Annotated in this window: 21 protein-coding genes; 5 read left to right on the top strand and 16 right to left on the bottom strand. The window is 52.1% G+C overall.

Annotation, left to right across the window (positions count from 1 at the left end; translation table 11 throughout):
* Positions 1 to 21: 21 nt before the first annotated feature.
* The 4 genes from ACFQRK_RS09700 to ACFQRK_RS09685 all read left to right on the top strand — a co-directional run bounded on the left by ACFQRK_RS09700 (position 22) and on the right by ACFQRK_RS09685 (position 5,012).
* Positions 22 to 1,824 (top strand): RagB/SusD family nutrient uptake outer membrane protein, encoded by a 1,803-nt coding sequence (locus ACFQRK_RS09700; protein WP_379005993.1) that lies wholly within the window; start codon positions 22 to 24, stop codon positions 1,822 to 1,824.
* 19 nt (positions 1,825 to 1,843) lie between these two features.
* Positions 1,844 to 2,812, top strand: coding sequence for a metallophosphoesterase (locus ACFQRK_RS09695; protein ID WP_379005991.1), 969 nt, complete (start codon positions 1,844 to 1,846; stop codon positions 2,810 to 2,812).
* A 165-nt stretch (positions 2,813 to 2,977) separates the two neighbouring features.
* On the top strand, positions 2,978 to 4,231 hold the full coding sequence (locus ACFQRK_RS09690) for a putative DNA modification/repair radical SAM protein (protein ID WP_379005989.1): 1,254 nt from the start codon (positions 2,978 to 2,980) through the stop codon (positions 4,229 to 4,231).
* Position 4,232: 1 nt separating this feature from the next.
* Positions 4,233 to 5,012 (top strand): TIGR03915 family putative DNA repair protein, encoded by a 780-nt coding sequence (locus ACFQRK_RS09685; RefSeq protein ID WP_379005987.1) that lies wholly within the window; start codon positions 4,233 to 4,235, stop codon positions 5,010 to 5,012.
* Here the strand turns inward: ACFQRK_RS09685 and ACFQRK_RS09680 are convergent.
* From ACFQRK_RS09680 to ACFQRK_RS09605, 16 genes are all read right to left on the bottom strand, one after another.
* The gene (locus ACFQRK_RS09680; RefSeq protein ID WP_379005986.1) at positions 4,978 to 6,618 is read right to left on the bottom strand and encodes a PepSY-associated TM helix domain-containing protein; all 1,641 of its coding nucleotides are present in this window, start codon (positions 6,616 to 6,618) and stop codon (positions 4,978 to 4,980) included. The two genes, ACFQRK_RS09685 and ACFQRK_RS09680, sit on opposite strands and share 35 nt — an antisense overlap.
* Positions 6,619 to 6,621: 3 nt before the next feature.
* On the bottom strand, positions 6,622 to 6,903 hold the full coding sequence (locus ACFQRK_RS09675) for a hypothetical protein (RefSeq protein ID WP_379005985.1): 282 nt from the start codon (positions 6,901 to 6,903) through the stop codon (positions 6,622 to 6,624).
* Positions 6,904 to 6,919: 16 nt separating this feature from the next.
* Complete coding sequence (locus ACFQRK_RS09670) at positions 6,920 to 7,252, bottom strand: hypothetical protein (protein ID WP_379005983.1); 333 nt, start codon at positions 7,250 to 7,252, stop codon at positions 6,920 to 6,922.
* Position 7,253: 1 nt separating this feature from the next.
* Positions 7,254 to 8,474: a DUF4374 domain-containing protein gene (locus tag ACFQRK_RS09665; RefSeq protein ID WP_379005981.1), complete on the bottom strand. Its 1,221-nt coding sequence runs from the start codon at positions 8,472 to 8,474 to the stop codon at positions 7,254 to 7,256.
* Positions 8,475 to 8,486: 12 nt separating this feature from the next.
* A complete protein-coding gene (locus ACFQRK_RS09660; RefSeq protein ID WP_379005979.1) occupies positions 8,487 to 10,811 on the bottom strand; it encodes a TonB-dependent receptor in 2,325 nt (774 codons plus the stop codon).
* A gap of 414 nt (positions 10,812 to 11,225) precedes the next feature.
* Positions 11,226 to 11,396 carry a hypothetical protein gene (locus ACFQRK_RS09655; RefSeq protein ID WP_379005978.1) on the bottom strand — a complete coding sequence of 57 codons (171 nt, stop codon included), beginning with the start codon at positions 11,394 to 11,396 and terminating at the stop codon, positions 11,226 to 11,228.
* Entirely contained in the window at positions 11,386 to 11,610 is a 225-nt protein-coding gene (locus tag ACFQRK_RS09650; protein ID WP_379005976.1) for a hypothetical protein, read from the bottom strand. Before ACFQRK_RS09650 ends, ACFQRK_RS09655 begins: the two co-directional genes overlap by 11 nt.
* Before the next feature lie 402 nt (positions 11,611 to 12,012).
* Entirely contained in the window at positions 12,013 to 12,486 is a 474-nt protein-coding gene (locus ACFQRK_RS09645; protein WP_379005974.1) for a DUF5675 family protein, read from the bottom strand.
* Positions 12,487 to 13,044: a DUF6266 family protein gene (locus ACFQRK_RS09640; protein ID WP_379005973.1), complete on the bottom strand. Its 558-nt coding sequence runs from the start codon at positions 13,042 to 13,044 to the stop codon at positions 12,487 to 12,489.
* 82 nt (positions 13,045 to 13,126) lie between these two features.
* Positions 13,127 to 13,768: a DUF6266 family protein gene (locus ACFQRK_RS09635; RefSeq protein WP_379005971.1), complete on the bottom strand. Its 642-nt coding sequence runs from the start codon at positions 13,766 to 13,768 to the stop codon at positions 13,127 to 13,129.
* Between the two features lie 457 nt (positions 13,769 to 14,225).
* Positions 14,226 to 14,741: a beta-barrel fold lipoprotein gene (locus ACFQRK_RS09630; RefSeq protein WP_379005969.1), complete on the bottom strand. Its 516-nt coding sequence runs from the start codon at positions 14,739 to 14,741 to the stop codon at positions 14,226 to 14,228.
* Between the two features lie 59 nt (positions 14,742 to 14,800).
* The gene (locus ACFQRK_RS09625; protein ID WP_379005968.1) at positions 14,801 to 15,118 is read right to left on the bottom strand and encodes a hypothetical protein; all 318 of its coding nucleotides are present in this window, start codon (positions 15,116 to 15,118) and stop codon (positions 14,801 to 14,803) included.
* 21 nt (positions 15,119 to 15,139) lie between these two features.
* Positions 15,140 to 15,988 (bottom strand): LytR/AlgR family response regulator transcription factor, encoded by an 849-nt coding sequence (locus ACFQRK_RS09620; RefSeq protein WP_379005966.1) that lies wholly within the window; start codon positions 15,986 to 15,988, stop codon positions 15,140 to 15,142.
* Positions 15,989 to 16,036: 48 nt separating this feature from the next.
* Positions 16,037 to 17,116 (bottom strand): hypothetical protein, encoded by a 1,080-nt coding sequence (locus ACFQRK_RS09615; RefSeq protein ID WP_379005964.1) that lies wholly within the window; start codon positions 17,114 to 17,116, stop codon positions 16,037 to 16,039.
* 45 nt (positions 17,117 to 17,161) lie between these two features.
* Positions 17,162 to 18,094, bottom strand: coding sequence for a hypothetical protein (locus tag ACFQRK_RS09610; protein ID WP_379005962.1), 933 nt, complete (start codon positions 18,092 to 18,094; stop codon positions 17,162 to 17,164).
* An 80-nt stretch (positions 18,095 to 18,174) separates the two neighbouring features.
* Positions 18,175 to 18,297 carry a hypothetical protein gene (locus tag ACFQRK_RS09605; RefSeq protein ID WP_379005961.1) on the bottom strand — a complete coding sequence of 41 codons (123 nt, stop codon included), beginning with the start codon at positions 18,295 to 18,297 and terminating at the stop codon, positions 18,175 to 18,177.
* 327 nt (positions 18,298 to 18,624) lie between these two features.
* Here ACFQRK_RS09605 and ACFQRK_RS09600 point away from each other — a divergent pair, with 327 nt between their 5' ends.
* Positions 18,625 to 19,275 carry a hypothetical protein gene (locus tag ACFQRK_RS09600; RefSeq protein ID WP_379005959.1) on the top strand — a complete coding sequence of 217 codons (651 nt, stop codon included), beginning with the start codon at positions 18,625 to 18,627 and terminating at the stop codon, positions 19,273 to 19,275.
* Positions 19,276 to 19,332: the final 57 nt, after the last annotated feature.

Below are 19,332 nucleotides of genomic sequence, written 5' to 3'. Positions count from 1 at the left end.
CATTCAATTAACAACATGACTATGTCAGCTAATCACAACATAAAACGTTTCGGCCGGGCTGTTATCCCGAGCCTCCTGATACTCTTTTCCGCCTGCAATGTGCTGGACAAAGAGCCGCTGGACGTTATTCCCGAAACCATCGTGTGGAATGACGAAAAGCTGGTGGATGCCTATCTGACCGGCGCCTACCTGAATACCACCGTGCTACAGAACGAGGCTGACGACGTACACAACTCGGGCAAGCCTTTTTTCTCGATCTTCTACGTCAATAACGTCAGCGACGAGTCGAAGTCGACTTCCAACTTTTCGGGCAACGCTTACCAGTTCAAGGTGAATGGGCTCAAGATCAACGGCGGACTGCTGGAGTACTGGGAAAGGCCCTACCAGGTCATTCGCACCTTGAACGAGATCATCGAAAAGCTGCCGTCATCCACGGTAAGCGAAACCTTCAAGACCCAAAAGGTTGCCGAAGCGCGATTCCTCCGGGCCTTCAATTATTTCTACATGGTGAAGCGCTATGGCGGACTGCCGTTGATCCTGAAGGTGCAGCAAGATACCGACCCACGGGAAGAATTATATCCGAAGCGCAACACCGAGCAGGAGGTATATGATTTCATCATTGCCGAAGGCATGGCCATCCTGGACGACCTTCCGGAAATCGACGATACCAACTGGGGCCGTCCCTCCCGGTACGCGGCACTCGCCCTCGTTTCGCGTGCGGCACTTTACGCCGGCAGCATTGCCGAGCACGGTGAAGTGGAGCTGGGTGGTGTGATCGGGATTGAGCGCGGGCAAGCGACGCGGTATTACGAAGCCTCCCTGGAAGCCTCTGCGCAGATCATCAACGACGGAGAGTTTCAATTGTATGACGCCAATCCTGACAAGACCCTCAATTTCAGGGAGCTTTTCCTCACCAAGCGCAACGCTGAAGTGATCTTCGCCGTGCAGCACGACGGAAGCGACAAGGACTATGCCGGCGCGGGCTGGGCCTATGATTACTTCCAATGCCCATTTCCCAATGGCTGGGCCAATGGCATCCATGATGCCCCGTACCTGGAGTTTGCCGAGGCATTTGAATATATAGACGGCAGGCCGGGCACAATCAATTTTGACGACCTGCAGGGAAAACTGATTACCACGACGGAATTGTGGGCCGGTAAGGATCCACGCTTTTTGGCCACCGTGTACACGCAGGACACGAAATGGCAAGGTCGTAACCTGGATTTCTACAACGGTATCCGACAGGAAGACGGTACGGTATTGACTACCGGTTCCTATAAAGGCGTGCTCGCCAATGGCGACCAGAAAGTTACCCAAACGGGCTTCGGCGTACTGAAATACCTGGATGAGAAGAAAGACAATGGCAACAGCTCGACCGCCGGTATATTCGGGTCCACGCAAGACTTCATTGTCTTCCGTTACGCGGAAATATTGCTCAACTACGCCGAGGCGGCCTACGCCCTGGGCAGGCACGAAGAGGCGCTGGACGCGCTGAATCAGGTACGTGAGCGGGCGGGCATTTCGCGATTGGCTTCCTTGACGTTGGCGCGTATTCAAAACGAGCGCCGGGTCGAACTCGCATTCGAAGGCCACCGCTATTGGGACCTCCGGCGCTGGCGCATTGCGGAAGACTACCTCTCCCGTAACCAGAGCGGCATTCGCTATATCCTGGATTACACCACCCGCAAATTTTTGGTGGAGAAGCGACTAAAGCTCGATGGGGCTGTCAACCCACCCATCTTCGAGAAGCAGCATTATTATTTTCCGATCACCCTGGCACGTACGGCCAACAATCCCAACCTGGTTGAAAATCCGGGTTATTAACGGTTAAAAAATAAACGAGATGAATCTACATTTTCTCCGCAACTCGCTTGTCCTGATCCTCCTGCTGGGGGGATCCATCCCCACGCGGGCCCAGCAATTTACGGTACCGGTATTTCCGGATTCACAGAGCGAAATCGACGGAAACTACCGCATGTTTGAAAGTCAGTTTGACTGGATACTGGCCAACAAGGACTCCCTCAACATCCCCTTCGTCATGCACGTTGGGGATGTGGTCAATTTTGACAACCTTTCCCAGTGGGAAACCGCCAGTTTGCAGTTTGACCGGTTGGACCGGGCGGGCATCCCCTACGCAATCGCCCTGGGGAACCACGATACCGAGGCCGTCGGTGAATACAACGGCAGCGCCGCACCGGGAAATGTGAATCAGAACCTGCGCAAAACCGCCAAGTTCAATGCCTATTTCCCGCCCTCGCGGTTTATTGCCCAGCGGGGCCGGTACGAGGAGGGCAAAAGCGATAACGCGTATTACACTTTCCAGACCGGAGGCGTCAACTGGCTGGTCATCTCCCTGGAATTTTGCCCTCGCCAGGGACCCATCAATTGGGCGGGCGATGTCATCCGGGCTCACCACGAATACAACGTCATCATCCTGACCCACTATCACCTTACGGGCAAAGGCGAGATTGACGACCGGAATGCGGGATATGGCGATTTCAGTCCGCAATTCGTGCACGATCGGCTGGTGAAGCTATACCCAAATGTCCGTCTCGTATTGAGCGGGCATGTGATGAGTTCGGCGCTGAAAGTCGGCAAAGGCGACCATGGAAACACGTACTATCAGATCCTCCAAAACTACCAGAACGAGGATTTCGGCGGCGGATACCTCCGTCTTTTACACTTCGACCTGGAGGCAGGGACGGTCACGGCAGAAATGTATTCCCCTCACTACCACGACACAAAGGCAGACAGCTCGACATACCAACTAGCGGATTTCGAGGTAGTGCGCCCCAAGATCCCGCGTCAATAGACAACGTATGAACCAACGGTTGCCGTGCATTCCGGCAACCGTTTTAACCTTCACAGTGGCACCTTGGCCAGTGCGGTCGACAGGTCTGCCGGCCGGAACGGTTTATTCAAAATCTGCTGATTTGTCCCAGTATTTTACTAATTTTGTTGGCAAAACAAGGGTGATTTGATTCCAAGAATTCAAGAAAAACTTAGCATTTTAGCTGACGCCGCCAAATATGACGTTTCGTGTGCATCAAGCGGTGGCACCCGCAAAAACGTGGGCAAGGGCTTGGGAGACAGCCACACATCCGGCATATGCCACAGCTATACCGAAGACGGGCGCTGTGTCTCGCTGCTTAAGATTTTGCTTACCAACCACTGCATCTTTGACTGTGCCTTCTGCGTTTCGCGCCGGAGCAACGACATTAAGCGGGCCGCCTTTACCGTGCAGGAGGTCGTGGATCTTACCATCAGCTTCTACCGCCGCAATTACATCGAGGGGCTTTTTCTGAGCTCAGGGATTTTCAAGAATGCCGACTACACGATGGAACGCTTGCTTGCGATCGTTAAAAAACTGCGTACCGAGGAACGTTTCAATGGGTACATTCACCTGAAAACGATCCCCGGCGCAAGTGACGAATTGATCAGCCAGGCGGGTTTCTATGCAGACCGCATGAGCATCAATCTGGAGCTGCCTACCGAAGCAGGCTTAAAAACGCTGGCGCCCGAAAAATCGCACGATTTGGTCAAGAAACCGCTCAAATTGGTAAACACGTCTATGCAGGCTTACCGGGACGAAGGGAAGCGGATCAAGCATGTCCCCACGTTTGTGCCAGCGGGCCAAAGCACACAGATGGTGGTAGGGGCGACCGCGGAGACCGATAAGGACATCATGCACATAGCCGACTCCTTCTACAAAAACTATGGGCTCAGGCGAGTGTACTATTCAGGGTATATTCCCATCAGCAACGATCATCGCCTTCCCATGCTGGGAAGCCTGCCGCCGCTGCTGCGCGAAAACCGCCTGTATCAAACCGACTGGCTGATGCGCTTTTATGGATTTCACGTTACCGAATTGCTCAATGACGACCATCCGTTCCTCGACACGGAGATCGATCCGAAGCTGAGCTGGGCACTCCGGAATCTTCACCTCTTTCCGGTTGACATCAACACCGCTGCTTATGAGCTGATCCTTCGCGTACCGGGCATCGGCGTAACCTCGGCAAGGAAAATCGTGCAGTCGCGCCGTTTTGGCAAGCTGCGGTCTGACCAACTCCGGAAAATCGGCGTGGCGATGAACCGCGCGATGCATTTCATCTGGTGCGCCGACCGTATCCCGAGCCTTGGCAGCCCTTCGGCGATGGAAATCCGCCAGCATATCCTCTCGGCGGGGTCCCGCAAAAACACCCCTTCTTCCCAGCAGCTAACCCTTTTCTGACATGGATGCATACGTGTTTGACGGAACTTTTCCCGGATTGCTTACGGCGGTGTTCGAAAGTTACGAGCGCCAATCCTTGGATGTCATTCTGTATAGCGTTGATGATTACCAACCCCTATTGCTGGGCGATACGGTTACGGTGACCACCGTGGAAGAGAAGGCCCGCCGTGTGTGGAACGGGCTAGCCAAACGCCTTGAGCGCGAATGGATGGCTCGCCTGTATGCCGCTTTCCTGGCCGAACAGCCGTCGGGGTATCAGCACGTTTTTTCACTGGTCCGGTTGGTTTTTGATCACGGGGGCGCCTTGGTAGGCGATTACCGGAATCCGCATGTGCTAGGAGTCTCCCAGCTGGATCGCAAAGTACACCGGGAAAAGCACCGCATGGAGGCCTTTGTACGGTTTCAGCAGCTTGTTGACGGCCTTTATTATGCCACCGTGGATCCGGACTTCAACGTGCTGCCTTTGATTGCCCGTCATTTCCAGAACCGGTATGCTGATCAACGTTGGGTAATTTATGATGTAAAGCGCCGTTACGGAATGTACTACGACGGCGACCAAGTCGACGAAGTTACATTTTCAGAGACGCCCACAGGGCAAGGCAGTGCTCCCCAAGCAGACCCTCTCACCGCATCGGAACTTCTCTACCAGCAGCTGTGGCGGGCTTACTTCGATCACGCCGGCATTCCATCGCGCAAAAACACCAAGTTACACATCCAGCATGTTCCGAAACGCTATTGGAAATACCTTACCGAAAAGCAACCGGTTCCCTTTCAACGGTAGCTTTTTGCTTCGGTTTTTCCGTGTTCTTGCCGTCCAATCGGATGCGGTAGCAGGCGATCAGGCTCACCACACCGATGGCCAGCCACAGGAAATCGACCAAGAAAATGTCCATCGCCCCGGTGCGTTGGGCATTCCACAACCAGTTGCCGGTTACGACGCCATTGACGACCGGTATGCAGAGTGCCAGCAGCCCGCCTACCAGCAGCGTCTCCCGGTTAGTGACGCGCAGGTTGCGACGCGCGACGTAAACTACGGATAGTGCCAGCCAACTGTAGAAATACACCCGGTAGATGAATGCCTGGTCTGCGGCCGGATGGAGCTTGATAGCGATAAAGGTAAGCGCTGTGACAGGTAACATGGTCAGGCATATGGCCAGGAACACGTTGGCTGCCCAAAAGTTAAACTTGCGCTTGTGCGCGGGTATATTTTTCTTATCGCGTGCAACAAGCCAAATCAGAATGCCGGAGATAATGACCAGACATCCCATGATGCCCAGCACAAAAAACGTGACTTTAACCGGATAACCGCCGAAATCCCCAAAATGCAGTCGGTAGACCAGGGCTTTGACGTGGTCGACGTACGAAGCGGAACCTACCGGCGATTTCTCGTAGACAATCGACTGCGTGGCGGGGTGGAACACGATCTTCCCTACGCCGGCAAAATTGCTACTAAAATTGGGGGTTGCCTCGATGGCGATGTGCATGCTCTCGTCGCCGTAGTTCTTCACGTATATGCGGCTCAGGTGGCTATCCGGCCAACGGTCGGCCACTTGTTTGAGATAAGGATTCAGCGCGATGCGACCCGGCAGCGGTTGGTAGCGGTATTCATAGGTCGTTCCGTCGTTATAGCCAAGTTCCGTATAGAGCTTCTGGCTGTCACCATCGTAGAGAAATTTACTGAACGGCAGGATTAACACCGTGTTTATGATGAGTACCACACCGGTCACGGCATACATGAGCTGGAAGGGAAAACCGATCACACCCAACGCGGTATGCATATCGGTCCATACGGTTTTCCACTTGTTCCAGGGCCGGAAGGTAAAGAAATTGGACACGATTTTATCCCAATGCAGGAGCAAGCCGGTAATGAGTGCAAACAGAAACAGGAAGGAAACGATACCCGCCACCAGGTAGCCGAACGGGGTTCCGATGCGGATGGGTACCTGGTTAAGCTGCGCGAGGAAGTGCAGCCGATAAAGAAACTCGCCCATATCATAGGATTCCGCATAGGAGGCCGGTTGTTTACGCTGGAAATCGTACTGAAAATAGGTGTTGTTGCGTGGCGGCTGTGCGGCCGCTTTTTTCTTGACCGTGGTATCCTGGGAAGCGCCCATGTTTACATACGCCTGCACGTCGTTATCCTGGATGTAGAACGTAAGGTCCCTGCCCATCAGGTTATGCGCGGTATGAAGCGAATCCAAGAGGAAATCGTAGTCATTGGCAGCCGCTGGATGGGTGTAGGCCGAGCGGTTTTTCTGCCAGGCAGATATTTCGTCTTTGAAAAACGAAAAAGACCCTGCGAAGAAAATCACATACAGGATGGCACAGATGATGATGCCGCTGATGGTATGCGTATTGAAATAGATGTTATAATTGCGGATCTTCATACATCAGTAGTTTAACAGGTGGTAAGCACCATAAAATACCCCCATAAGTACCAGGTATATGCCCCATACCTTCCAGCCATTTTTGGATAAAAAAGCCATCAGCAGCAACACGGCCCACAGGAGGTAGCCCGTGATGAACGCGGTTACCACCACGTTCCGTTGGTCAAACAGCTGGGTGAGCAACAGGTGCAGGGATAGCATGACGAAGTAGCCTCCCACGAAACCGGCGGTAATTTTCAGGAAACGCTGCCAGGGAGAGCTGAGGTATTTCTTATTCGCGGGCATGATCAGAAAATTAGGGTTAAAAGATGACCGTTTCCAATAGCAGAGCGGCCGCGGTTACGACCACCAAGCGCACCGTATTGACGTATCGAAGCGGCCTCAGCAGCACAAGCAGGCTATAACTAGCCATGAGGTACCCCACCATGGCAAACGTACCCGACCCCGGCCCCTGCAGGTAGGCGATAGCGGCCCAACAAGCCAGGAAGACCAGCGTACCGAGGGTTCTCGCATACACCGGCTTCCCGGCCATTTTCCGCAGCCACTGCGGTTTGCTTTCCGCCTTCACCTGATCAGAGGCCACGAAAAACAGCAATGTGCCCAGAAAGATCAGTATAAACAGGGTCGTGTACATGTTAATCCAGGTGCTCGATTGCCGTAATGGTACCTCCGTTCACCCGAAGTCCCTGCGTGGCGCTCGCATTGTCCGAATCGATCTTGTAAATGTACCCCACACCCGACTTCAGGTTTACGCCCACATAGCCGTGGCGGCCGTCGCCCGCTGCGTAATTGCTCATGGAAGTCACCGAATTTATGTCGTCCACATCCGGCATGCCGGTAACCAGTTTAAACGACTTGTCGACTACGTTAATAATCCCCAGCCGTTTGCCCGCCGCGTATTGACCTTTCTCCGCTTTGGAGGTAACCAGTACGACGAATTTGTTGCGCCCTACATACAGCCAATCGGTGATGTTATACCCACCGGAAAGCTCTTCGACATTGAAGAAATAAGACTGGTCGAACTCCGTGGTCCCGGCCGGGATTTTGACCACGGCCGATGGTTTGGTGGACGAAATCTTGCCGTCGGTCACCGCTACCGAAGCCGAGAACGCATACACATCGCCGTTTTCCACTTCGCCCAGGCCGTCCACGAAATAGCGACCGATGAAGCTCGTCCGGTTGTCTTTGATAACCTTTTCCAGCTGCATCTGCGGATACGAGTATACTGCAATCCAGGCACTGTCGGGATATGCCGTCTCGAACGAAGCGCCGCAGCAGGCTTTAATGGAAAAATAAGGCGCGAATACTTTATTACCTACCTGCCGGATCCAGCTGAAGTGGGCCAGCTCGCCATTGCCGGAAGGTGCGGCGGTGTTCACTTTGCCTTCACTTTCGATCTGCAGGGTGTTGGTGTTGATGCGGTACCAGCTTGCAAACGGATTGGTGATATTGCGTGATATTTTCATGAGCAGCAGGTCATCGTTTACCGGCGCAAACGCCTGTACGGTTTCCGTCTGGAAGTTGGACAATTTGTTGAGCTTGCCGTCCACGATGTTATAGGTAGTCACCGCCCCCGGGTTTCCCTGTCCGTAAAGCATGCTGAAAAACTTGTTGTTGTGGGTTACGTAGTACCGGTAGGTTCCGTCCTGTTCCACGCCTTGGCCAGCGGTGGAGATGGATCCTGTATCCAGGCTGCTGGCAGTCAGGAGGTAGTCGGCAACCCCTGTACTGGCCGCCGGGGTCACGGCAATGATAAAGTTGCCCGGGTTATCCGGTTTGCGATCGTCTTTGCTGCAGGAAGCCAGCAATGTGGCGGCTACCATACCTAAAAGGAACGTTTTTGATTGGATATTCATCGTTTTTTGATTTTATTTTTTGTTAATGAAATAGCGGAGATTGAGGTAAAAGCCGCGGCTGGGCTTTTGCAGGCTGAAATTGTCGTACATCCGGGTATCCGTGATGTTCTTGGCTTCCAAGGCGATATTGTAACGCCCATCCTGCAGGGAATAGACCACATTGACGTCGTGGCTGATCTGCTGCGGGATATCGAGTTTGTCGCCGCCGCGGCTGGGCCAATAGAGGTAGAAGGCATGCACATAAAGCAAGTTGTAGCCAATATGCAGCGTATTTCCGGCGCGGCCGATGTCGCGCAGCACCACGGCCACATCCGCATTGCCGAAGAGGTAGGGGATATTAGGCATCTGGTCACGGTATACGGGGCTGACGCCGGTATACCCTTCTTCATATTTCTGCGTGTTCACGATGTATTGATACGTACCGGTAGCGCCGGCCATAAGCCAATCTTTGAAGGAATACCGCAGTTCGGCATCACCGCCGAAGGTTTCGACCCCGTCGCGGTTATCGGCCACGACTTTCGACTGGTTGTTATTGAGGCGGTAATAGATATAATCGTACGCGCGCCGGTAGATCAGATTGGTATTGAACGAAAAGCGGTGATTCTCACGTAATGAAAAGTCGTACGCGGCTCCGATGTTGACGTTGTTGCTCCGCTCGGGATTGAGCTGAAAGTTGGCCTCCTGGTTTTCCACGTCGCCGAAGATGTCGTACGCTGTAGGCATGCGATTGGTCAATTCGTAGGAAGCTTTCAGCTGCAATTGGGGGGTCAGGTAATAAGCGGAGGCCAGGCCATACCCCAGCTTGTTCATCAAATTGTTGGCTTCCCATCCGTCACGGTTGCTTTGCAGGATGTATTTCAGGAAGACCGTGGTGCTCCAAAGGTCTTGAATGTCGTAATTATACCCGAAACCCGCGACATTTTTGTAGGTACGCTTGGTACGCTCGTAGTCTGCATTGGTCGGATTGAGCGCGTCGCTGCCCTGCCTGCGGAAGGTGGAGAAGTTGTTGTTGAGCGTAAGCGAATGCTTTTCGGCAAAGCGGTAGTTGACCGTTGCCGTGGCGAGCCCCTCGTTGTTCCGGTATTTGTACAGGGACCGGGATCGTTCGCCACTGTTGGTTCCCGTGGGTTTCGAATTGCCGAACCAGTCAAACCGCGCATTTACGGTGTCGATGTTTTGTTCCCACCCCAGGTTGTAATTGGCATTGACCGTGACGTCCAATCCGTCGACCAAGTTTTCCTTTTTGTATTTCAGGGTGGGCATGACGGTTGTACCACGCCGGTGCCAATCTCCGAATACGGATACCATCCGTGCACCGGTCTGGATTTCCTTGTAATTCTGACCCAGTGTGATACCGGCGAGCAGTTGGTCGGCAAACCGCTTATCCACCAAGCCGACGTTGGCGATGATGGCTTCGTTGTGGTAGGTATCGTGGAAACGACGGACTTTGGTATTCGGCGCATACGCTCCCGTATTGATATCCGCCGCATCCACCGTGACTTTGTAGTTATTATCGGAGTAGTTCTGGTAGGCGTTGAGCCGCACGGTAAACCCTCCCTTTGAGGTATAAGCCGTATTGACGACGGAGCGATGGGTATTGAACGATCCGTACGAATAGGACGCGTCGATGAAGTTCCGGTACCGGTCGCCCGTCACGATATTGATGGCACCACCCAGCGCATCCGATCCCAACCACATGGGCACCACCCCTTTGTACACCTCGATCCGCTCGGCCGTATTGATCGGGATGTTGTTGATCTGGAACGAACTGCCGAAGTTGTCCATGGGAATCCCATCAATGAAATAGCGGATGTGATTGCCCGTGAATCCGTTGAGCGAAAGGTTGAAATTGGAGCCGAGCCCGCCGGATTCCCGTACACGGATACCGGCCACGCGGTCCAGCGCACCGGAGATGTCCATGGTGGTGTTGTAGAGCTTTGTGGCATCTACGGCCGTCACGTTATACGCCTGCCGATTGACCTCCTGTGCCTTGGTCAGCCCCATCACCTCAACCGTCTCCAGTTCGTTGGTCCGGGATACCAGCCTTATATGGAGCACATTCGGCCCCTGTACCAAAGCGTGTGTCTCTGCATACGGTTCAAATCCAAGGGCAGAGACTTCAATACGGACCTGTCGTTGCCGGATGTTGGATAGTTCGAAACGGCCTTCCGAATCGGTGACAACCGTCAGGTTGCCCGCTTTGATTGTTGCCCCATAAATCGGTTCGCGATCGGCACCGGTGATGGTACCCCTGAGGTTGTAGGCCGATTCCTGTGCACGGCACCACACGGCACCGCAAAAAAATAATACAGTTACGTAAAATTTAATATATTGCATTGCTTTTAATGTTCTATTGAAAGTCGGCCGTTGTACCCGCTAAAGTCGATGGCCAAAACAAATGCCGCGTTACGGAGATTGCCGTCTCCTGCGCGGTTTTTTTATTGCCGATTATGCCGTGTCCTTACGTATTTTGTCCATTCTTATTTAGACTATGTTTAAATAACGAAGCAAAAGTACTAATTGCACTGATAAATCAATGGATTATTTTAAAAAACTCTGCTCAGCTTTATTTCTTGATGAACACCGAAATACAATCCAGCATTTTGATATAAAAAAGTGTTACTATTTTTAAACACCTACTTTAAAAATAGTAATGAAATTTTACAATCGAGCCTACATCAATTTTGATAAACTAATCCATATATTCAATTAGGAAGCCGTTTGATCGTTCCATCAAACGGCTTCCTAGCGTTACCGTCTTCGGCACCAACGCTGTAATGCCCAGCTTACCGCGAAGCTTACAACAGCTCCGATAGCAGCCAGCAGCGCCGTGCGCAACACATTGTGCACGCCCAACTGGCCGATCACACTCAATAGTGTTCCACCTGTGGTGCCGATACCCAGCTGCTGATTACTCTTCATCGCCTTCCCTCCTTTCCTTCGCTGCACTTTCCACGGCTTCCAGCACACCCAGTGCCAGCGCCAAGTATTTGGCTACCACTACGAGTTTGGGCGGCAGCTTCAATGGCGAGGCGATAACCAGCTGACTGGCTACCGCGAGTCCTTCTTTGATTCGTTCGTAAATTGTCGGCTTTCCCGCTTCGGGTAGGCCAACTGTTTCTTGGTTTTCTTTCATCTCTTTGTTGTTGTTTTCGGTGATCTTTTTGGTTGCGCTTTGGATACGCAACGCAACTGGGATGGGGGGTCGCAGTTAGCAAGCCCACCGGAACTGTAACGCTCCCGTTGGTCACGTCACTAGGTTCCTTGTGGACTTGCTAAGCTGCTAGGGGAAGAAATAAGTGCCCGCCGGAACTGTAACGCTCCCGTTGGTCACGTCACTAGGTTCCTTGTGGACTTGCTAAGCTGCTTAGGGGAAGAAATAAGTGCCCACCGGAACTGTAACGCTCCCGTTGGTCACGTCACTAGGTTCCTTATGGACTTACTAAGCTGCTTAGGGAGAAGTTAACGCTCCGGATCCAACTCCCCCCAACCTACCCCTTACTGGTTTGCAACCAGTGCAGACACGGCCTAGGAAATCCTAGCGAAGCGACGGAGGTCCAGACGTGGAGCACTGGTTGCAAACCACCACCCGATCATTACCCTGTTCAATCTGCTCCATCAAAAGCGGATACACATACTTATACGCCGCGGCCGAGTGCAGCACCCGGTAATCGCCATCGATCAGCTGCCAGTACGACCCGGTAAGCAAACAACCGGCCGTGTCTGTGTGGTAGTTGCCGATGTGGATGAATACCAAACTAAAGTTTGGGATACCGCGGACTTCAACCATACCCCGGTGCAGGGATGCATAACGATTGCCGTAGTGTACATTCATGCCTGCCGTCGTATTAAAACCTAGCGTATATTCGCCTGCCGGTATAGCCGTCCGTTCCGGAATCTTGCGGTCGCGTACCGCATCTTCCAGAATGTAGCAGCCAAATAGCCCGCCGATGTACAGGTGACCGAGGGTACTGTTCTTCCCCGCAGCCACACGGATGAGTTTGGTTTCCAACTAAAACTCCCCCAAATATTTGCTGTTCGACCATTTCCGCTCCTTGCGGTCATGCACCATCAGGTACAGGTGTACCGGCTTATCTTCCAGCAATGGCGGCAATTCGAGCGCTACGCTGCCATCTTCGCGCAGTCGTTTCTCCTCGTTGATGCCGGCAACACGCAGTTCAGGGTTATAGGCACAGAGAATGAGGCGATCATCCCAAGCTTCACTCCCTCCCTCAGGGTTATCTACCAGCGACTCTACTTCAACGGTGACCATACGCCCGTAACGCGTCACTTCGGTCCGGATGGGATTCTGCAACACACCTTCGCTGAGCCGTACCGCAGCGGGATCGACGTATTGATCGGGATAATTGCCGCCTACCGCACGGAGCAGTACATACGACATGGCCCGGCCGAACGGCGTTTTACCTTTCTTCCGGGTGGCAAATCCCCGATGGATCAGTTTGCGTACCGGCGTCAGAAATTCACTGGCGAGCTTGAAGCGCTGTTGGATGGCCAAGCGGCCGTCTACCTCGTTGCTTTTCTTGCGTTCGTTATTGGATATTACGTTCATGATTTTTCTTCGTTTACTTGTTCATCAACCAAAAGAAGCGATCTGCCCCCGCGGTGGGTGGATCGCTTCTTCGTTTACTGCGTTACGCCAGCGCTACCTCTCCGAGGTATACGCTCCGCGACACATTGCGCCCTTTCCGGTCGGCCGTAAAGATCCATACATGGCCCTGGCCGGTCTGGAAATGGTTGGGCAGTGGGATGTCTACCGTGCCGTCAGCGCGCTGTGGAGGCGTGGGCGCGGTAAGGAACTGGTCGATACCCGGATGGTACAGTACGATGTACACCAAGTCATCTTCCTTTTGTTCATACATGGTATTCTGCACCGTGTCCCACGTCACGGTTAGCACACCATCCGTTGCGCTGGCCGATTCGGTACCCCCTCCGCTATATCCTTCCGCAATGCGCACCTGGCTATAATCCAGCGTATAGCCCGGATAGTCGCCCGTGATCGTGCGGCCGAGGTTTTCCTGGAACGCCACATTCATCGGTGTATGCGTGTCCGTTTTGCGCTGGCCGTAGCCGACCCGGATAAACACCTTCAGCGGTAATAGAAAGCGCATCAACAAGGTAAACTTGGCCTGCTGCATCAGCTGTTCTTCCGTGGCCGGCTTTGTACGTTTCTTGTACAGTCCTTTGATGTAGTCGATGCTCTTCCAGCTGCTGCCGATCACACTTCCTGCTTTTCCTTTGAAGCCTCCGTTGGCTCCTCTTCTGATTACTCCCATTTCTGGTCTCCTTTTTACTTTTAAATTTTTACGTTTACTCTCAACTCCATCCACAACTTTGCAATACCGGTATGCGTTGCTTCATGGAGGCAAACATAGCGTGCTGTAAATCAAAAAATTAGTAACGGAATACGGTTGACGGGGATGTGAAGGGGGGGTATCGGGAAATTGACGGGGAAGTGAAGGGATGGTTGTTTTAGCCCGTTACTCCACGACTGGGACCCCCGGCGCTCCGCTGGCATCTCCTAGGTCGTGTCTCGTAACGAACTAAAACTCTTTAACTCCCTACTTTCTCCTGCCTTTCTCCTGACATCTACTATGCGGGGATTAAGGTTTATCTAATCCGTATCTATTAAATTGATAGTCACCGGATGGATACCGCATAGATACCGCTTACGTTACGGCAGAAGAAAGGCAGAAGAAACCCAGAAGAAAGGGGGTAAAACGTGCGGAATGTCTAAAATGGCATGTAATTATCGGAACTAAAGTAGTCATACTCATCGTGGTAGTCAACCACGAGTTCACCTCCCCTTCCACTGATGGTAAAGTTTTTTTCTCCGATCAGTTTGCCGGCACGGTAAAGCGTGATTTTGGTTTTCATGGTCGATTCCGTTCCTTCTTTGGCCTCGATCATCGCGTGGTATCGCAGGTAGTTTAATTCGTCAGTGGTTTTATAGGTTGCGGCACTTAGTACCTCCAATTTTTTGGAGAAGTATTTCTTCTGACTGCTATGCTGATCGCCTTCCGCTACGGATATCTCGTCCCACGCTGCGCCAGTCACCTCCGCAGTCAGCACTTCGGTTCCCGCTACACCTATGTACATTTGCTGTGTAAAATCCTGGGTTGCCCCCTCATTAACGACCACAACTTTGAACTGTTCGGTTGCTGCTGGCTCGGGTGTGTCATCGGACTTGCACGACACTAATGCCAATGCAACTGCTACTCCAAATAATGCTGCTTTTAGATTTATCATGGTTTCATTATTTGTGCAACGGTAAAACTACTACTTTTTTTTGAAACATCCCTATTCACTTACCCACGCCCCCAATATTCCCGGCGCAGCCGCTCTACGTCGCAATCGCGGAAGTACTTCTTTCGTTTTTTCACTTTGGCTACCGCGATCTCGCCACGCTGCTGGCAGCGCAGCAGGGTGCTTTCGCTGATGCCTACGCGTTCCCAGGTTTCCTTTGCGGTGAGGTATCGGATTTCGGTCTCCTGCTTATCGCGGACGTAATTGAGGATGTTCCTTTGGTCGGCACGGATGCGTTGAATGTCGACATATAGGAGGCTGTAGACCTTGCAGCATACACAATGCGATGGCCTGCCATACCTCAAGGCATGATTTTTCATGGTAGTCGGTTAGAAAAGTGATTAGTCGTTAGGACTGTTATGGTTGTTCATCCACTCAAAAAACTCGGGGTAGCCGCGTCGGGCGCCCGTTGGTAGTTTGATGGTCTTTAATTCTTTAAGCGTCACAGATTTGGCTGCATACGTGCGGAAATAATCGGTATTTAAGATGATACTCTTGTGTATTTGCATTAAGGTGCTTCCATTCACGATTTCCATCACGTGTTGCAGCGTAAGTACGCAGGGTATCCCTTCATACGCCTTGCCAGGTGCCGGCTTCGCCACTGCTATTCCCGCTTCAGCCGCTCGCTGCTGCCTGATCTCTTGTTCAATTCTTCGTTTGTTTTCCTTCCTAAGGTCACTGATGAGAAAGAAATGCGTATGGTCTCGCCTCGACTCGATGTATACAATTTCATCAAAGTTGATTTTCGTCCGGTGGTATCTGATCGGCCCTTTGATCATGAAATAATAGTAGTCATTTCTGATCGGGACCTGCGACTGGGCTTCTGCCGTCAGCGCTCGCTTCATTCGGGTGACCGCCTTGGAAAAGCGTTTGCGCTGTATCGGCTTCAGCAGATAGTCTACGGCCTCCCGATCATACGCGTCGATCGCGTACTGGCGATGTGCCGTACAAAAAATCACCTTCACCTCCGGGGGCATCTGCAGCGTGAACGATAGGCCATCTACCAGTGGCATCTCGATATCCAACAGCACAAAGTCAACATGATTTTTCCGGAGAAACTTCAGTGCTTCCACCGGGTCGGTGAATGTCCCTTTAACGATCAGGTCGATAAATGGTGTGATAGCCGCTAGGGCATGGTCAATGGCGGGCTGCTCGTCATCCACAATGATCAGTGTAAGTTTTCTTTTCATAGTGTTTGGATAATGGTTGTTAAAAAAATCGATTACCTCATGGGTCGTTTAATAGTTAATGGTTAATTCAACGCAATACTCTCCTCCCTCCCTGCGGGTTTCCAGCAGATATGCACCTTCGTATTGGATTTCCAACCGGCGCCTTACGTTAGCCAGGCCGACGCCGTGCGATTTTTGATCGGGCACTGCTTTTATCCGGTTGCGGCACGAAAACCGCATCACGTCGTCTACGAAGCTCAATTGAATGCGTATCGGCTGCGCAGGATCATTGGCCACACCGTGTTTGACGGCATTGTTGACGAAGGATATCAGCGTGGTGGGCGGTATCGTTAAGCCGTTCGTACGATCGGTCAGCTCGTAGCTGACAAAAACGGGAAAATCCGGCTTATTCATCAGTTCCAGGTACAGAAGCATGTAGTCAATTTCCCGTTGCAGGGGTACTACCTCCCTGCCCGGCTCCCGTGCTTCCACGTGGTACATCAGCATGTCATGCGTCTTTTCCATGGATTCCCCTATCTGGCGGAATTGGCCGCCCAGCTGTCCCTTCCAGGTAAGGACCATATTGGCGTAGAAGTGCGGGGAAACTTCACCGGCCAATGCAAGGTATTCGTATTGCTGCTTTTCGTATTCGGCTGCCAGCGCCTTTTCCAATGCGGCTACTTTTGCTTCTGCCTCCAATCGGCGTGCATTGGCATATTCCACGATGCGGTATATCAAGAAAAAAACGATCGCCACCACGCTGAAATTAATCAGCGCTGTGAAAATAGTCTGCAAAAAATAAGGGTTCGTGGCTGCAATCGGCTTGCCATCGTTAAACGGTTCGGGCAGATATGGATTTACCCAGTTTACCAATCCATACGCCAGAAAAAAGACCATCACATAGCCTACCGCCAGTGTTAGTACACCGCTTACTGCGTGGCGTTGCACAAAGATGCGATTCAGTGAAAAAAATACGCCGTGGGCAATCAGCACAAAAACGGGCAGCGTGGCAACCAGTTCCAGCCAGTACATGGGCGGATACCCGAATTGGTTTTTCAGGAAGTAATAACCGGAAAAAATCGCCCAGCAAGCCACAAAGAAAATCGCTTTAAGTCGTTTCGGCCAATTAGGCAGGTTAGCTAATTTCATAACGGTTTATGTATGTAAGTTTGGTGATTAGCTAAGGTAGTAAAATTATTTTAAAACGATTTGGCGAAGCCGCTCATACAGTTGCGCTGGCAGGCGGTATGCCCGGTACGAATCTTTATGAAGCAAGAAATAATGTTCGCGCAGCCTAAACGGCAAATAAAAACGAAACAGTTCATTGATTTGCACGGTTTCCTCATTCACCATATCGCCATGCACGTAAAACCATCCCTCCCATTGCATCGGATCGTTCCGCACCACATCTGCAAGTCGCCGGTAAATCAACTGCATCGTTGCGGTGATCCACGCCGTACGGTCTTCGCTCGGTCCGATCGGATCGATATGGGGTAAAACATCGAATCGGGGCCGCTGAGCCCTGCCGAATAAGGCGCATATCGGATATATCGGCACACCGGCCAGCCTTGCCACATCGGCAACGCCCGTACGCACACGGATTTTGTGCGCCAAAAAATCCACGATCAGTTCCGATCTGCTTCCGGCGCTGCCACTGCCCATGTTGCCGTCTACGTATACCAGTAAAAAATGTCCCTCATACAGGGCACGGATCATCTTGCGGATCACCAGGGGATCTTCGGCTACGAGCATCGTAAAATCGCCCTTCTGTGCACCGAGCGATCGGTACCACGTATCGTACGTTTCTCGCTGGCTTTTCATCACATCTGCGGATACCACCAACGTAAGCGATATACCCTGTTGCACGAGCCACATGGGCAGCAAGCGGTACTGACCGGTGTGGTAGGTAGCAATAACGCCGGGCCGGGTACAATCAACCGGTGAACCAAGCGTACATGCCTCTGCTTCCAGCCACTGCGTGTGTAGCTGATCGTCGGCGACCAGCCGTGCGAAGTGCACGGCTTCTTCAAACAGCTCACCGTGGCGTTCGTAAGGAATCTCGGGTATCAGCTTTTGCACATTTGCACTAAAAAACGCAAATGCGCGCAATTGGTTATCGTCTATCATTGTTGTTCATTTGGGTACGTCCAGGTTTCAATGATCACGGAAGGTAGGGAGGCGGGCTTTTGCCCACCTCCGCTAGCCACTCAGATAGAACGGTAGCACTTGCGTTCTTTCGGAAAAAGCGTGTACGTATCCATCAGTTCTTCCATCGTGAGCGGACTATTCATCAGCGTATCGAGTAACGCTACTAACATTGTGTGATCCATCGAAATTGAATTTTGAACCGTAAAACCATGTTGCCCGGACCCGGACCGGACATTTCCGACTTCGATATTGGCCAGTGAAGTTTTTATGATATCACGGCGACCAAAGTGCAAGAAAAATGGCTAAATGAGATAAAACAACGACGAAAGGCAACTTAGCACCGGTCAATTGCTGGTTAGCCCGGTAATTACATACCAAGTGCAGATTCACCGGAGGCAAATGCACTTTCATCCGCGGGCAAGGTGCCTTACAACGAACCTTGAATCGAAAACCAAAAAATATTACCAACTTGAAAACCAAACACATACCACTTAGTAACAGACCGGCTTATGAACACGAACTCCGCATCCGAACTGTACACCGCTATCCGTGACACGTTGTTGCCGCTATTCGATCTGCCCGAACCACGCCGAGCGCAGGTTACCGAAGAGCTGCTGCCACGGGTTAAGATCTATCATACCACCCAATACCAATTGCTGGAAGAGCCGGGGGCAGCCGAAGAAGGCCAGTTTATGCTGGTCTTGCAGGGGCTGGTGGATAGCTACTATCGCTGTGGGTTTACCGACAAGTTATGGGGCCGGCATGTGTATTACCGGAACGATCCGATCTTCGCGCCGGAAAGCTACTATCGCGGCGAAGCCCGCACCGACTATATCCGGGCATTGGAACCTTCTACGGTGCTCAGCTTATCATTCGCGAGCCTCCGGGCATTGGAAGAATGGCACCAAGAACTTAACGCCAAACTCCAGCTGCTCAGGAGCCAAAATACCCGGTATTTATTGGAATACAATCTACGCAATACGTTGCCGGCTGACGCCCGCATACGGGCGTTTTTAGCGCAGCATCCTACCTTGCCCCATCGCACTACCGCCGAGGTCTGCGCCATGCACAATCACATGAGTCGGTATTGGTATTCAAGAACCGTTAAAAACATGACGTCGAATAAAAGCAGCCAGGTCGGCGAATGTAACGTCGATTAACCGTCGAGCGTTGTCAACTACCTGCCAAAAAAACTGACAACTCGTTGCTAACCACTT

This window comes from Parapedobacter sp. GCM10030251, from assembly GCF_042666505.1.
In the GTDB taxonomy this organism is placed as follows: Bacteria; Bacteroidota; Bacteroidia; order Sphingobacteriales; family Sphingobacteriaceae; genus Parapedobacter.
Note: the sequence above shows the minus strand (reverse complement) of the source record. Positions and strands in the feature narration are given on the sequence as shown.

Bases quoted from the DNA above. Each gene is read 5' to 3' on its own strand.
- ACFQRK_RS09700 (WP_379005993.1), top strand. From the start codon at position 22: ATGTCAGCTAATCACAACATAAAACGTTTCGGCCGGGCTGTTATCCCG.
- ACFQRK_RS09695 (WP_379005991.1), top strand. From the start codon at position 1,844: ATGAATCTACATTTTCTCCGCAACTCGCTTGTCCTGATCCTCCTGCTG.
- ACFQRK_RS09685 (WP_379005987.1), top strand. From the start codon at position 4,233: ATGGATGCATACGTGTTTGACGGAACTTTTCCCGGATTGCTTACGGCG.
- ACFQRK_RS09680 (WP_379005986.1), bottom strand. From the start codon at position 6,618: ATGAAGATCCGCAATTATAACATCTATTTCAATACGCATACCATCAGC.
- ACFQRK_RS09675 (WP_379005985.1), bottom strand. From the start codon at position 6,903: ATGCCCGCGAATAAGAAATACCTCAGCTCTCCCTGGCAGCGTTTCCTG.
- ACFQRK_RS09670 (WP_379005983.1), bottom strand. From the start codon at position 7,252: ATGTACACGACCCTGTTTATACTGATCTTTCTGGGCACATTGCTGTTT.
- ACFQRK_RS09665 (WP_379005981.1), bottom strand. From the start codon at position 8,474: ATGAATATCCAATCAAAAACGTTCCTTTTAGGTATGGTAGCCGCCACA.
- ACFQRK_RS09660 (WP_379005979.1), bottom strand. From the start codon at position 10,811: ATGCAATATATTAAATTTTACGTAACTGTATTATTTTTTTGCGGTGCC.
- ACFQRK_RS09655 (WP_379005978.1), bottom strand. From the start codon at position 11,396: ATGAAGAGTAATCAGCAGCTGGGTATCGGCACCACAGGTGGAACACTA.
- ACFQRK_RS09650 (WP_379005976.1), bottom strand. From the start codon at position 11,610: ATGAAAGAAAACCAAGAAACAGTTGGCCTACCCGAAGCGGGAAAGCCG.
- ACFQRK_RS09640 (WP_379005973.1), bottom strand. From the start codon at position 13,044: ATGAACGTAATATCCAATAACGAACGCAAGAAAAGCAACGAGGTAGAC.
- ACFQRK_RS09635 (WP_379005971.1), bottom strand. From the start codon at position 13,768: ATGGGAGTAATCAGAAGAGGAGCCAACGGAGGCTTCAAAGGAAAAGCA.
- ACFQRK_RS09630 (WP_379005969.1), bottom strand. From the start codon at position 14,741: ATGATAAATCTAAAAGCAGCATTATTTGGAGTAGCAGTTGCATTGGCA.
- ACFQRK_RS09625 (WP_379005968.1), bottom strand. From the start codon at position 15,118: ATGAAAAATCATGCCTTGAGGTATGGCAGGCCATCGCATTGTGTATGC.
- ACFQRK_RS09620 (WP_379005966.1), bottom strand. From the start codon at position 15,988: ATGAAAAGAAAACTTACACTGATCATTGTGGATGACGAGCAGCCCGCC.
- ACFQRK_RS09615 (WP_379005964.1), bottom strand. From the start codon at position 17,116: ATGAAATTAGCTAACCTGCCTAATTGGCCGAAACGACTTAAAGCGATT.
- ACFQRK_RS09610 (WP_379005962.1), bottom strand. From the start codon at position 18,094: ATGATAGACGATAACCAATTGCGCGCATTTGCGTTTTTTAGTGCAAAT.
- ACFQRK_RS09605 (WP_379005961.1), bottom strand. From the start codon at position 18,297: ATGGATCACACAATGTTAGTAGCGTTACTCGATACGCTGATGAATAGT.
- ACFQRK_RS09600 (WP_379005959.1), top strand. From the start codon at position 18,625: ATGAACACGAACTCCGCATCCGAACTGTACACCGCTATCCGTGACACG.